Here is a 13,341-nt window from a genome sequence, read left to right on the forward strand (position 1 = left end):
ACCATGAAAGCAACAGCCGGGGGCTCTGCCGCACCCCATAAAGCACGTATAGATATCTGGGAATTTCTGATCCGCTTCGCAATCATCTTAGTCTCGCTAATATGCCTGCTGCCGTTTATTCATGTCGTATCGAAATCCCTGAGCTCTGACTCCTTTGTCATTGCCAATAAGGTCTTTCTGTGGCCGCAGGGCTTCACCATCGAAGCGTACAAAAAAATCTTCGCGGATGCCAGTATCCTCCGTTCATTGTATATCACGGTTATCGTGACTGTACTATTCACGATTCTGGGAATGATTCTGACCATCTGTGCCGCTTACCCGCTGTCGAGAGCCCAGTTCAAGGGCCGCCGGGTCATCACCTTCATCTTCCTGTTCACGATGTACTTCAGTGGAGGCATCATCCCGGACTATATGAATATTAACAATCTGGGACTGATGGATACGATCTGGTCACTGGTTCTGCCCTTGTCGTTCAGTGCCTTCAATCTGCTGATTATGAAGACTTCGCTAACGCACGGTATACCGGTAAGTCTGGAAGAATCGGCGCGGATCGACGGTGCCGGGCATTTCCGGATCCTGTTCAGCATTGTCCTGCCGCTGTCCAAGCCGATTATGGCGACACTTGCCCTCTTCTACGCAGTCGGCCGCTGGAATGCTTACCAGGATGCCCTGTTCTATATTAAGCATGAGATCTCCCTGCGGCCGCTGCAGCTCAAGCTCTATTATCTGGTTATCCAGGCGAGTGAAAGCTTCCAGCTGGAAGCCACCCAGGTACAGCTCAGTAATCCGGAGGTCCTTAAGGCATCCGTTGTAGTATTTGCTACTCTGCCTATTCTCTGTGTGTATCCGTTCGTCCAGAAATACTTCGTTCAAGGTGTTATGCTCGGGGCGGTCAAGGAGTAGTCCAGCGCTCTAGTATATAGTAATTCTATTTGAATCCGAAAATTACAAATGGGGGAATTGCGATGAACAAAAAAGGTTTTGTTTCATTATTGATGGCGTCTGTGATGACGGCCGGTATGCTGGCCGGATGCTCCGGGGGAAATAACAACGCTAAGAATGGCAACACCGAGCCTACCACAGCCCCGGCAGAATCAGCCGCAGCTACGAACCAGACTGAAGGAAGTTTCCCTGATTACTCCAAGGGCTTCGAGAAGAAGGTCTCGCTGGATATTCCGGTCTACGAACGGGCGTATGAGGGCTGGAATGTGTCCGATAACTATTATACCCGCTGGGTACAAGCGGAATTTGGCGACAAGTACAATATCGAAGTCAATTATGTACCGATTACCCGCGCCAAAGAGGTAACAGATTACGAGCAACTGCTGGCATCGCATAAAGCCCCTGATATCATCTTCCATTACGACATGCCGCAAGCGCTTACTTATTATGGTGAGGATGTTATGCAGCCGCTGGATTATGCTGAAATCGAAAATTACGCACCAACCTATTGGAAAAACATGGGCTCCACTATTGAGCAGTATGGTACAGTGGATGATCAGAAAACCTTCTTCTTCGCTGCCCGCCCTGAAGCCGACAACTTCGTCAACATTATCCGCAAGGACTGGGTTGAAAAGGTTGGCATGAAGGTTGAAGATTTGACTTCCCTGGAGAAATACAACGAGATGCTGGCGAAATGGAAAGAGGCCGGACTCGGTGTGACCGGCGGCAACCTGCTGCAGAACTTCTATAACTTTAACTATGCCTTCCGTGAATGGCCGGTTGACGCGAAATACCGTGCGCTGTATTCCGATCTTAGCGTAGCTGACCTTACCACGGCTGATACAGAGGCTTACTTACGAAACCTGAACTATCAGTATAATAACGGTCTGCTTGATAAGGAATTCTATCTGCGTAACGACGAGCCTAAGGTCAAAGCTGAATTTGTTTCCGGCAAAACAGGGAACTTCGCCTTCTACCTGGCAAATAATACGGATGTCTTTGCAGCTACCCTGCAGAACAACCCGGATGCTGAATTTGCTGTAGTGCCTCCTTATGCAGGTGTTCCGGAAGGCAATAAGCCTCAAGGACGCGCCTACTGGCCGTTCGGCTTCATCATGGGGATTAACTATGAATCTACACCTGAGGAACGTGCTGCAGTCTGGATGTATCTGGAATGGCTCAGCCAGCCGGAGAACCTGTTCAAATTCCAGAACGGTATCGAAGGGGAGAACTATACACTTGATGCAGACGGTATCGCGCTGAAGAATCCAGATTACAAAGGCGAAGCTGTTCTGGCACAGAACAATAACAAAGATTACTGGGGCCTTGTAACTGAAATTGCACAGTATCCGGATGCAGCCAAAACCCGCACGGCTAATCTACGCAACTGGGCACCGGCCGGCTATGAGACGCTTGCTGATGATCTGGTGAAGTATTACGATGAAGTTGCCGAATTCCGTACACCGGATGCCCTGTTCAACGTTGTACTGGAGAAGGTAAACGAATACAAAGCGGACCTGAATACGCTGTTCCAGGAACTGTATGTGAAGGTCGTGCTGGCTCCTGAAGCTGAATTCGATGCTACCTATGAAGCAGCCAAGAAGACTTACCTGGATGCAGGCTACCAGGAAGTTCTGGATGAGAAGCAAGCTGCCATTGATGCAGGCAAGTTCCGCTAATCCTATGTCATAAAATCTCTGTAACACATTCACCCGGCAGGCTATTCCGTAGCAATATGGAAGCTTGCCGGGTGATTTCTGTTATTCGCGTCCGGACAGGAACACTTCTTCTGTTACCTGCACGAGGCAGCGTGCTGCAGTGCTAAGTCCGCCGCTGCCCTGGTAGATCAGGCAGGTGGTCCGCTGCGTCTGTTCCAGCTCCTTGATGTGCAGGGAGACGAGTCCCCCGCCGTTCAGCAGCTCCGGGCGGAGATAAGACTTCGGCAGCAGCGCGGCCGCCTTAATGGTCGGCAGCAGCCGGACAATCGCTTCGAAGGAGTCGATCTCCATCCGCACATCGGGATCAACGCCGCAGCGCTGGAACAGATCATCAGTCGTCCGGCGGTACCAGGTGCCCTTGGAGAAGAGAATCATCGGCAGCCGGGAGAGATGCTCCATCGTGAGCCGCGGAGACTGGGCCAGCGGGTGGTGCTCGGCAACGACCAGCCGGAGCTGGTCCTCGAACAGCGGGATGCAGCGCAGCCCCGGCTCCTGAACCTGGGAGGCGATGATGCCGACATCGCATTTGCCCTCGCTGACTGCGGTAACCATCTCATGCGTCTTCCCGGTGATCAGCTTCAGCTCAGCCGCCGGGTATTTCTCCATGTAGGCATTCACCAGAGGAGGCAGCGTGGTTTGCAGTGTGGTCAGGCTGGCCCCCAGCGTGACGAGCTGCGGTTCGCCTTCCTTGAACTTGGACAACGCTTCCAGGAACTTGGAACGCTGCTGCCGCTGCTCCAGCGCGTAGGTATAAGTGAGCCGTCCTACCTCCGTAAGCTCCAGCCGCTTGCCGAAACGGTGAAACAGGGCGACCCCGAGCCGTTCCTCCAGCTTGGAAATTTTGCGGGACAGAGCGGGCTGGGACAGGTTAAGCTGGCGGGAGGCCCGGTTCAGGCTGGAATGCTCCACAACTGCAGCAAAAGCGTCTAAATCATCGTACATTACAAGCACTCCTTTGTCCCAATCTGTAAACGGCGGATTGTATTAGATGATTGCTGATTAAGGATTCCAATGGATTAGTGATAAAAAGCATAGCCGGGAGCCGGGAGATACGTTGATTTATAGGAGTATTCGTCTGAAACTGAAGTGAATTCTCAGTCTAAATGAGAATTATTATCATATTAAAAATATTCTTATGCGTTTATTGTATAACGATTAATAATTAGATTGCAATTCCCTTATAAGCGAAAAAAGAGTAACATGAAAAGTGACACAAGATATTCACATATTGTGAATAATAAAGCAAAGTCCGGGAAAACAATGAAAAGTGGTGCAAATAGACATTTTGCTGCTTACTGCAGCCTGCCGCTGCCCTGTTTCAACTGTACTCCCGGCGGTGTATGCTCTTTAAAAAGATAATTTGAAAACGCTGTTTTAATTGGAAAGGGGACACTTTGCATGAGAGGATTTTATTCCAGAAAGATTCATTCCTTGCTCGGCATTATCCCGCTCGGGGCCTTTTTCCTTGAGCACATGCTGACGAACTTCGCAGCAGTAGAGGGTGGTGCTTCCGGTTTCACGGACAGTGTGCTCTGGCTGAACAGCCTGCCGCTGGTCTTCTTCCTGGAATTGTTCGGCATCTGGCTGCCGCTGCTGTACCACGGAGTGTACGGCCTGTACATCGCTTATCAGTCGAAGCCGAACCTGAACCGCTACAATCTGGAAAGAAACTGGCGTTATACGCTGCAGCGCATCAGCGGAATCGTCACCTTCATCTTCATTGTCTGGCATCTGTACGATACCCGTGTCCAGGTGGCGCTTGGCAATGTAGAACATGAAGAACTGGGCGGTGTCATGCACAATATTGTGACTAATCCGCTGCTGATGACCTTCTATATCATCGGTATTGTAGCAGCCTGCTTCCATTTCTCCAATGGCCTGTGGTCCTTCCTGATCAGCTGGGGTATTACTGTGGGGCCGCGTTCGCAGCGGGTGTCCTCTATCCTCTGTCTCGGTGTGTTCGTACTTGTTACCTTCATGTTTGTACTGTCACTGGTGACTTTCCGTGACGATGAATTTCAAACCGCGGCCACGGCGATGCAGTCGCTGCGCAGCTTTATTTAGGAATATACAGATTTTAATATAGGAGGGGAACAATCATGGCATCAGCCGATATCATCATCGTGGGCGGCGGTCTGGCCGGCCTGATGGCTACCATTAAGGCCGCCGAATCCGGCGCGCATGTACATCTATTCTCACTGGTCCCTGTCAAAAGATCACATTCGGTCTGCGCGCAAGGCGGTATCAACGGCGCTGTTAATACAAAGGGCGAGGGCGACTCGCCCTGGGAGCATTTTGACGATACCGTCTACGGCGGCGACTTCCTGGCCAACCAGCCCCCGGTCAAAGCCATGTGCGAAGCCGCACCGGGCATTATCCACCTGATGGACCGGATGGGTGTTATGTTCAACCGCACGCCGGAGGGGCTGCTCGACTTCCGCCGGTTCGGCGGGACGAAGCGCCACCGGACAGCGTTCGCCGGAGCGACAACCGGCCAGCAGCTGCTGTATGCGCTGGATGAGCAGGTGCGCCGCTGGGAAGCCGAAGGCCTGGTGACCAAGAGCGAGAACTGGGAATTCCTCTCCGTTATTCTCGATGACGAGCGTGTATGCCGCGGCATCAGCGCCCAGAATCTGAAGACGATGGAGATTCAGACCTTCCCGGCGGATGCGGTCATTCTGGCCAGCGGCGGTCCGGGGATTATTTTCGGCAAAACAACGAACTCGGTCATCAATACTGGAACCGCTGCAAGCGCTGTATATCAGCAGGGTGTACATTATGCCAACGGGGAATTCATCCAGATCCACCCGACAGCCATCCCGGGCGATGACAAGCTGCGGCTGATGTCGGAATCGGCGCGCGGCGAAGGCGGACGTATCTGGACCTACAAGGACGGCAAGCCGTGGTATTTCCTCGAAGAGAAATATCCTTCCTACGGCAACCTGGTGCCGCGCGATATCGCAACACGTGAGATTTTCAATGTGTGTGTGGATCAGGGGCTGGGCATTAACGGCGAGAACATGGTGTACCTGGATCTTTCGCATAAGGACCCGAAGGAGCTCGACGTCAAGCTGGGCGGTATTATCGAGATCTACGAGAAGTTCATGGGCGATGATCCCCGCAAAATTCCGATGAAAATCTTCCCCGCTGTGCATTATTCGATGGGCGGCATGTGGGTTGACTATAACCAGATGACGAATATTCCCGGCCTGTTCGCCGCAGGGGAATGTGAATATCAGTACCACGGGGCGAACCGCCTTGGCGCGAACTCGCTGGTATCGGCGATATACGGCGGCATGGTATCGGGGCCGAAGGCTGTGGAATATATCAAGGGCCTCAAGAAGTCGGTCCAGGATATCTCCTCCACGGTGTTCGACAGCTTCCATAAGACACAGACGGACAAATATGAGTCTCTGCTGGGGATGACAGGCACGGAGAATGCTTACGTAATCCACAAGGAGCTTGGCGAATGGATGACGGCCAACATGACCGTAGTGCGTGAGAACAAGAAGCTTGAAGCGACCATCGGCAAAATCAAAGAGCTGAAGGAACGCTACCGCAACATTAACATGAGCGACACTTCACGCTGGAGCAACCAGGGCGTTGCCTTCACCCGCCAGCTGTGGAATATGCTGGAGCTGTCAGAAGCAATGACCCTCGGAGCGCTGCTGCGCAACGAGAGCCGGGGGGCGCATTACAAGCCGGAATTCCCGACGCGCAATGATGAAGAATTCCTCAAGACGACCAAAGCCGCCTGGACGCCTGACGGCCCGCAAATCTCGTACGACGAAGTGGATGTATCGCTGATTCCTCCGCGGGTCCGGGATTACTCGAAGGACTGATAGGACGAAGCGGCAGTACAGTAGGGACGCTGAATTGCTGGCATGTCCTGGCGGCGGGGAATCTGCAGTTTAACTGTATTTCATACAGCTATTCCTGCACCGCTGCCGCATGGGAGACGAATAACTGTATTCAGTGCAGTTAGAATCTTCTGGACTGGCTGGAATGAGCCTTTTTATGAAATATAAATGTATAAAGTGCAGTTAAATCGTAAATTAGGCTGGAACCCCTGGTTTTAATTGTACAAAGTGCAGTTAGCGCCGGAATCGAAAGATCATCAATACGTTAAAAGCTTAAAGCGTGTGCTTCCGGAGCGAGTTTGGCGAACTGGATTCGGAGAAGGCTATGCTATCCAAAATTTTAGGAGGTAACTGACATGGCGGAAACTGCAGCAGCTCCCAAAAACGTAAAATTTATCATTACCCGCCAAGACGAGCCGGAAACGAACCCGTATACGGAGGAGTTCGAGCTTGCCTACCGTCCGGGAATGAATGTGATCAGCGCGCTTATGGAAATCCAGCGCAATCCGGTGAACGCGAAGGGTGACAATACGGTCCCGGTGTGCTGGGAATCGAACTGTCTGGAGGAAGTATGCGGCGCCTGTTCCATGGTGATTAACGGCAAGCCGCGGCAGGCCTGCGCAGCGCTGATCGATAACCTGGAGCAGCCGGTGCGCATTGAGCCGATGAAGACCTTCCCGGTGGTCCGTGACCTGGTGATTGACCGCAGCCGGATGTTCAATGCCCTGAAGCGGGTTAAGGCCTGGATTCCCATCGACGGCACTTATGATCTGGGTCCGGGACCCCGGATGCCGGAGAAGAAGCGCCAGTGGGCTTATGAGTTATCCAAGTGCATGACCTGCGGTGTCTGCCTGGAGGCTTGCCCGAATGTCAATGAGAAGACCAATTTCATCGGTCCTGCGGCTATTTCGCAGGTGCGCCTGTTCAACGCCCACCCTACAGGTGAGATGAACTCAGATGAGCGCCTGGAGGCACTGATGGAAGACGGCGGCATCGACGGCTGCGGTAACTCGCAGAACTGCGTGCGCGCCTGCCCGAAGGGAATTCCGCTGACCACCTCCATTGCCGAGATCAACAAGCAGACGACGAAGCATATGTTCAAGCGCTGGCTGGGCGTGTAACGATACAGCTTGCATTTTCTTTACATTTATATCTGCGGCAGTGTAATCAGCTGCTATCCTTAAACCACAGGCCGTTCAGGAGTATTTCCTGAACGGCCTGTTTGCGCCTGAAGTTAATTTCCTGATCAGGGTGGAACTGGAAATGGCTAATGCAGCCGGATATGTTTCTTTCAGGGTGGAAAAAGGGTACATTTTTAGACAGTCTTATATTGTGTTGCGCATACAATAGAGCCGTTAAGGTGTGCCGCATTCCAATAAATATAGGTGGATATGTTATAATCTACATAGTGGATGGCAGGATTCAGACAGCGGATAACGGGGAGGAATTACAGTGATTTGTCGTGAACAGGACGGAGCGTTTGTGATGGTGAAGCAGCATGAGCACGGGCTGCTGGCCGGGGAATTTGCGAAGTGGTTCAAGGAAGAGCATACACCTGCGGAAGGCCGCCGGGAGGAGGTGCTGCGGGCGGTGAGCAATCATGACCGGGGCTGGATCGATCTGGATGAGACTCCGTTCTGGAACGATGCGGAAGATGCGCCGTACAGCTTCATCGACTTCCCTGTTGTGCCTAAGCTGACCTTTTATAGACGGGGCATCAACGAGGTTGAAGCGGATACGCCTTATGGGGCGCTGCTGTGCAGCTCCCATTTCGAGCGGCTGATCGAGGTATCGGGTGAGGAATGCCCGGAGCTCACCCGGTATCTGCAGGATGAAGCGGAGCGCAGAGCCCGTATCCACCGTGAGCTGGAGCAGAGCCGGCCGCTTGAAGAAGGCGAACTGTATTATGACGCCAGACTGCTGCAGTTCTGTGATGACCTGTCGCTGTTTCTGGCGCTGAGCGAGCCGGGCAGCGCCGAGTCCGAGAAGCATCCCTGGTTCGCAGACGGCTTCTCGGGCAGCGAGGAATTCAGCTTCACCTCCGGACGTGCGATTCAGGCAGAGTGGCAGGACAACGCTACGCTGACGCTTACCCCGTTCCCGTTCACGAAAGAGATCGGAGTAAGCTTCAAGCTGCGGCGGGTCAGCCGCAAGGATATAGAGCATAAAGGCATCGCTCTGGCATACAAGGAGACACCGGAGGAAGAATGCCGGATCACTGTAATCAGCGGAGCAGGAGAAGACGATGTGCAGGTGAAGACAGGTACCGGTGAACGCACTGCCGGTTAGGCACAGGGGGCAGGGACGGGTCGCAGCATTTTATCCGTGGAGGATAACGGTACCTTCAGGGCAGGACAGGAGTCCGGGGCCGTAGAACAGGAGAGTAAGGCATGGCGTGGTGGATATGGATTTTCAATTTTGCTGTAATCATATTGCTGGCGCTGTGGTTTCTCCGGATTAAGCTGAGCTGGATGGGCAAAGGCGTTCTGCTGGCTCCCATTCTGATCTATGCCCTGATTTCGGTTGAGGATCTGCTGAACCTGATCGATCTGGGCACCATTGTACCCGGCAACCGGGGACTGCGCGGTCTGATTCTGATTTTTGTCCTGGCTTCGGTCCTGTTCTATATTCTGTTTATTTTTCATGAGATCAAGGACTCCAACAGCAAGGAAGTCAGGCTGCAGCAGACACTGGTCCGGATCAGCATCGCGGCGTTTACCTGCATTATTTTTTTTACAGTCGTATATACATCCATATATAAGCTGTTTGGCCAGTCCTCCTTCCAGGGCGAGGGGATAGGCCAGGATCTGCTCAGCCAGCTGATCACCTTCCTGTACTTCAGCGTAGCTACATTTACGACAGTCGGTTACGGGGATGTGGCCCCCATAGATAACACTTCGCGGCTTGTTGTAGTTATGCAGATCTGCTTCAGCTTCATAACCGTTGCCTATGCCCTGTCCATGCTGGGCCTGTTCCGCAAAATTCTCGGACCCGGCACCACTGAAGAGGAGATTGAGGCGGCTATAGAAGTGGACATTGATGACAAAGTGGAAGAAGCTGTAACGGATAAGCATGAGGAGAGAGAGCAGGAAGAATAGGAAGAAAAGGAAGCACCGGATGAACGGGAAGCACCGGATGCCGGAACCCCGCCGAAGCGGCCTGGAAGCAATAAGATGTCTGATGAACCAGCGGATTAGCCTGACGATTAGCCGTATCTCAGGCGCTGATGAATGAACCGGAGGAAATATTGCCAATAAGCGCAGCATGCTCTGTATACGAACATAAGCGGCATTAACCGAATAGATTTCAGGATAGAAAGGAGAATCTCCCTATGAGTACAAAATCGTCCGGGGGCTCTCCCAGGTCTGACCTGCCGGCAGCAGGCACCGGCGGTCATACCCCTCCGCAGAAAGAGGGGGCCGGCGGCCGCAAAATGACCCGCCGCCAGTTCCTCGCCCGGGGGGCGGCAACCGTAGTTGGCGCCGGCCTGCTTACCGGCGGCTATGCCTGGCAGGGCGAGCCGAACTGGCTGGAGATTACGCGGAGGGAGCTGCCGCTGAAGGATCTCCCTTCGGCTTTTGCCGGTACCCGGCTCGTTCATTTCAGCGATGTGCATCTGGGCTTCAACAAGGATGCGCATGATCTGGCCCGGCTGACTAAGCACATCAAGGAGGAGAAGCCGGATCTGATCTGCTTCACCGGGGATATTGTGGACAGCTACGCCGAGGATTTGACAGACTCGGTCGCTATACTGGCAGAGCTTGAAGCTCCGCTGGGCAAGTACGCCATCCTGGGCAACCATGATTACAAGAATACGGAGCTGCTTACCCGCCTGCTGAACGAATCCGGCTTCCGGGTGCTGCGGAACCAGTCCTACCTGATCAATCAGGGCGGCGCCGTGATGGCGGTGGCTGGACTGGACGATATGCTGCATGGCAAGCCGGACCCGGAGGCCGCAATCCAGGGCATCCCGGACGGCACGTTCACGGTGCTGATGATGCATGAGCCGGATTACGCCGATACGGCGGAAGGGTATCCGTTTCACCTGCAGCTCTCGGGGCACAGCCACGGCGGTCAGATCCGTCTGCCGCTGCTGGGTGCGCCGTTCACGCCTTACGGCTCGCAGAAATACATAGACGGCCTGTATTACACAGAGAATAAGGCGATGCCGGTGTATGTGAACAGGGGATTCGGCGAAACCATGATGCCGCTGCGCTTCATGTGCCGGCCGGAGCTTACTGTACTGACTCTGCGCCGGGAGTAAGACGGCAGAGCTTGAGGATGCGGCTTAACGAGAGCAGCAGAAGAGGGTGAAGTTCATGAGCACTTATGAAGCGATTATGGGTATGGCGCTGCAGGGAGCGGCGGTAGAACTGAAAAGTATGGCATCCGCTGACGGTGCAGTGCTGCGGGCGCTGCTCTCCCATCCGGAGGTGCAGCCGCATATTCAGCTGCGCCAGGGCTCATCCTCCCAGCAGGGCGTTCTGGATAAGCTGGTGAACCGGATGCTGCATGGTTATGACCCTTGCGCATTGCATACAGGCATCTATCTCAAAGGACAGCGGGAGCTGATCGGGTCGGTCTCCCTGCAGAACTGGAACCGGCATGAGGGCAAGGCGGTGCTGGGGTATATGCTTAATCCTGCATGGTGGGGGCGCGGCTTCGCCACTGAAGCACTGGGGCTGCTGCTGGCCTACGGGTTCCGCGAACTGGAGCTGCTGAAGGTGGAGGGACGCTGCCGCGGGGACAACCTCAGATCGGAGCAGGTGATGCTCAAGAACGGTCTGACCCTGGAGCGGACACTGCCGATGGCGGACGGCTCGGGCGATGTAATGAAAGTCTTCACAATGTTACACAAATGAAATAATGCCGTTATCAAACTCTAACAGTCTCCGGTTAAACTAAGTACATGACCCCCTTTTGAAAATATAACTGCTGCTGGGACCCGATGATTCGGGTCCATTTTTTTGTGGCGTGCCCTATGCCGGATTCCGGTATCACCGCTTTCTGCTGGCGGTAGCCGGAGTCATTAGGCTATGATGGATATACAGAAACAGCATTTGGCGAGGAGGACATAGCTCTTGAACGAAGTGATTAGACTACTTACGAACCACCGCTCGTTCCGGCAATATACCGGGCAGGCGGTAGAACCAGAGAAGCTGAAGACCATAATTGAGGCAGCCCAGGCCGCACCATCCTGGGTGAACGGCCAGCAGGTATCGGTCATTGCGGTACGCAGCGAAGAACGGAAGCGGCAGCTGTCGGTATTGAGCGGGAACCAGAAGCATGTGGCCGAAGCGCCGGTATTCCTGGTGTTCTGCATGGACTTTCACCGGGCCCGGCTGGCGGCAGAGCTGGAAGACCAGCCGTTTGAAGCGGCAGGAGATGTGGATGCGCTGCTGGTCGGTGCAACCGATGTCGGCATCGCTTTAGCGAATGCGGTGGCTGCTGCGGAGTCGCTGGGACTGGGGATTATCCCGATCGGCGGCGTGCGCCGCCGCACAGCGGAAGTGATTGAGCTGCTGCAGCTGCCTGAATATGTATTCCCAGTAGCCGGCCTGTGTATCGGCTATCCGGGCGAAGAGCTGCCGAAGAAGCCGCGCCTGCCTATGGCGGCTGTGTATCATGAAGAAACATATGACCCTGATCAGAAAGCCCTGATCCAAGAGTACAATGAGACCCATCGCGAATCGCTTAGGGCTCAAGGGCTGACCGAGAGGGATTGGAGCAGTACAATTGCCCGCTTCTATGCCCTGAATCCGCAGTACGGCGACGCCGGGCGGACGCTGAAGCAGCAGGGCTTCACCTGCGATAATCTGAATAAGGAATAACCATAGCAAAAATGCACCGCAGCGGTAACGGCGGACGATGGCAAGCATCGTCAACAGCCGGACCGCATGCGGTGCATTTATTTTGTCCAGCAGAGAATTAAGCCGTCTCCGTTATCCTACAGCTATAGTCCTACTGTAATTTTCTCGCGCCGTTTGTAGTAGACCCAGTGCTTAAATCCGATCTCCTTAAGCCGCGCGGCGACGTTATTGCGCTGATCAGCCACCCGGGAAGGCTTATGGGCATCGGAGCCGAAGCTGACCTCCACGCCGAAATGCAGCGCCCGCTCCAGGATCTCATCCGACGGATACCAGCCGCCGCACAGCTTGGTGCCGCCCGAGGTGTTGATCTCGATGGCCAGCCCGCATTCGCTGATTGCGCTTAAGGCTTCATCAATCTCCCGGGGAGCGGAGATTTCCGAGAACTGGGGGTAGTTGCCCTTCATCGCATCAATGTGTCCGAGGATCTGGAACATGCCGCTGCGCGCGGATTCGGCAATCAGCCGGTAGTACTCCGCTTTGGCTGCCAGCTTCTGCTTTGGACCCAGACCCTTCCAGCGGCTTTTATTAAAGATGCTGTTGCCGTCCACGCTGTGCACCGAACCGATCACATAGTCAAACGGATAGGCGGCAAGCGTCTTCCGGTACAGCTCCGCATGCTCGGGGAAATAGTCGGACTCAATGCCGAGCAGGACATCAATGCGGCCTTCGTACTCCTTTTGCAGAGCCAGTACTTCCTCCACGTAGTGGACAAGCTCCGATTTGGCCATCGCGATACGCGGAAAAGCCTGCTCGGACGGACTTCCGAAATAGGGTGTGTGATCGGAAATTCCGATCACATCAAGACCCGCGGTTATCCCGGCTTCAATATAATCCCTGATGCTTCCGTCAGCATGACCGCAGCGGAAATGATGGGTATGCAGGTCGAAATTCATAGAGGTAACATCTCCTTAGGCCAAGGTGGCAGAATAGGTTGCAGGTTGCTGATTAATA

12 protein-coding genes are annotated in these 13,341 nt (G+C 54.0%); 10 read left to right on the forward strand and 2 right to left on the reverse strand.

Going from position 1 to position 13,341, the window contains the following annotated elements; all coding sequences use genetic code 11:
• The first annotated feature begins 3 nt into the window (after positions 1–3).
• Both NSQ73_RS03970 and NSQ73_RS03975 read left to right on the forward strand, forming a co-directional pair.
• Complete coding sequence (locus NSQ73_RS03970) at positions 4–903, forward strand: carbohydrate ABC transporter permease (RefSeq protein WP_171718345.1); 900 nt, start codon at positions 4–6, stop codon at positions 901–903.
• A 62-nt stretch (positions 904–965) separates the two neighbouring features.
• A complete protein-coding gene (locus NSQ73_RS03975; protein ID WP_042139788.1) occupies positions 966–2,621 on the forward strand; it encodes an ABC transporter substrate-binding protein in 1,656 nt (551 codons plus the stop codon).
• Positions 2,622–2,702: 81 nt separating this feature from the next.
• On the opposite strand, the gene NSQ73_RS03980 is transcribed toward NSQ73_RS03975, so the two are convergent.
• Positions 2,703–3,602: a LysR family transcriptional regulator gene (locus tag NSQ73_RS03980; protein WP_039306940.1), complete on the reverse strand. Its 900-nt coding sequence runs from the start codon at positions 3,600–3,602 to the stop codon at positions 2,703–2,705.
• A gap of 456 nt (positions 3,603–4,058) precedes the next feature.
• On the opposite strand from NSQ73_RS03980, the gene NSQ73_RS03985 reads away from it, so the two are divergent.
• The 8 genes from NSQ73_RS03985 to NSQ73_RS04020 all read left to right on the forward strand — a co-directional run bounded on the left by NSQ73_RS03985 (position 4,059) and on the right by NSQ73_RS04020 (position 12,351).
• Positions 4,059–4,724 (forward strand): succinate dehydrogenase cytochrome b558 subunit, encoded by a 666-nt coding sequence (locus tag NSQ73_RS03985; protein ID WP_042139787.1) that lies wholly within the window; start codon positions 4,059–4,061, stop codon positions 4,722–4,724.
• A 35-nt stretch (positions 4,725–4,759) separates the two neighbouring features.
• Positions 4,760–6,502: a succinate dehydrogenase flavoprotein subunit gene (gene sdhA / locus NSQ73_RS03990; RefSeq protein ID WP_076247508.1), complete on the forward strand. Its 1,743-nt coding sequence runs from the start codon at positions 4,760–4,762 to the stop codon at positions 6,500–6,502.
• Positions 6,503–6,876: 374 nt separating this feature from the next.
• Entirely contained in the window at positions 6,877–7,641 is a 765-nt protein-coding gene (sdhB, locus tag NSQ73_RS03995) for a succinate dehydrogenase iron-sulfur subunit (protein ID WP_042139785.1), read from the forward strand.
• 331 nt (positions 7,642–7,972) lie between these two features.
• On the forward strand, positions 7,973–8,809 hold the full coding sequence (locus NSQ73_RS04000; protein ID WP_340985454.1) for a DUF3891 family protein: 837 nt from the start codon (positions 7,973–7,975) through the stop codon (positions 8,807–8,809).
• Between the two features lie 101 nt (positions 8,810–8,910).
• On the forward strand, positions 8,911–9,618 hold the full coding sequence (locus NSQ73_RS04005) for an ion channel (protein ID WP_052422084.1): 708 nt from the start codon (positions 8,911–8,913) through the stop codon (positions 9,616–9,618).
• Positions 9,619–9,851: 233 nt separating this feature from the next.
• Positions 9,852–10,784: a metallophosphoesterase gene (locus NSQ73_RS04010; RefSeq protein WP_052422083.1), complete on the forward strand. Its 933-nt coding sequence runs from the start codon at positions 9,852–9,854 to the stop codon at positions 10,782–10,784.
• A gap of 55 nt (positions 10,785–10,839) precedes the next feature.
• Positions 10,840–11,382 carry a GNAT family N-acetyltransferase gene (locus NSQ73_RS04015; RefSeq protein ID WP_340985455.1) on the forward strand — a complete coding sequence of 181 codons (543 nt, stop codon included), beginning with the start codon at positions 10,840–10,842 and terminating at the stop codon, positions 11,380–11,382.
• A 219-nt stretch (positions 11,383–11,601) separates the two neighbouring features.
• Positions 11,602–12,351 (forward strand): NADPH-dependent oxidoreductase, encoded by a 750-nt coding sequence (locus NSQ73_RS04020; RefSeq protein WP_445669481.1) that lies wholly within the window; start codon positions 11,602–11,604, stop codon positions 12,349–12,351.
• Positions 12,352–12,473: 122 nt separating this feature from the next.
• Here NSQ73_RS04020 and NSQ73_RS04025 read toward each other — a convergent pair whose 3' ends face one another.
• Positions 12,474–13,283, reverse strand: coding sequence for a histidinol-phosphatase (locus tag NSQ73_RS04025; RefSeq protein ID WP_042139783.1), 810 nt, complete (start codon positions 13,281–13,283; stop codon positions 12,474–12,476).
• Positions 13,284–13,341: the final 58 nt, after the last annotated feature.

This window comes from Paenibacillus sp. FSL R10-2736 (genome assembly GCF_038000245.1).
In the GTDB taxonomy this organism is placed as follows: Bacteria; Bacillota; Bacilli; order Paenibacillales; family Paenibacillaceae; genus Paenibacillus_AQ; species Paenibacillus_AQ phytohabitans.

Excerpts from the sequence above, each read along its gene's own strand:
- NSQ73_RS03970 (WP_171718345.1), top strand. The coding sequence starts at position 4 with ATGAAAGCAACAGCCGGGGGCTCTGCCGCACCCCATAAAGCACGTATA.
- NSQ73_RS03975 (WP_042139788.1), top strand. The coding sequence starts at position 966 with ATGAACAAAAAAGGTTTTGTTTCATTATTGATGGCGTCTGTGATGACG.
- NSQ73_RS03980 (WP_039306940.1), bottom strand. The coding sequence starts at position 3,602 with ATGTACGATGATTTAGACGCTTTTGCTGCAGTTGTGGAGCATTCCAGC.
- NSQ73_RS03985 (WP_042139787.1), top strand. The coding sequence starts at position 4,059 with ATGAGAGGATTTTATTCCAGAAAGATTCATTCCTTGCTCGGCATTATC.
- sdhA (WP_076247508.1), top strand. The coding sequence starts at position 4,760 with ATGGCATCAGCCGATATCATCATCGTGGGCGGCGGTCTGGCCGGCCTG.
- sdhB (WP_042139785.1), top strand. The coding sequence starts at position 6,877 with ATGGCGGAAACTGCAGCAGCTCCCAAAAACGTAAAATTTATCATTACC.
- NSQ73_RS04005 (WP_052422084.1), top strand. The coding sequence starts at position 8,911 with ATGGCGTGGTGGATATGGATTTTCAATTTTGCTGTAATCATATTGCTG.
- NSQ73_RS04010 (WP_052422083.1), top strand. The coding sequence starts at position 9,852 with ATGAGTACAAAATCGTCCGGGGGCTCTCCCAGGTCTGACCTGCCGGCA.
- NSQ73_RS04015 (WP_340985455.1), top strand. The coding sequence starts at position 10,840 with ATGAGCACTTATGAAGCGATTATGGGTATGGCGCTGCAGGGAGCGGCG.
- NSQ73_RS04025 (WP_042139783.1), bottom strand. The coding sequence starts at position 13,283 with ATGAATTTCGACCTGCATACCCATCATTTCCGCTGCGGTCATGCTGAC.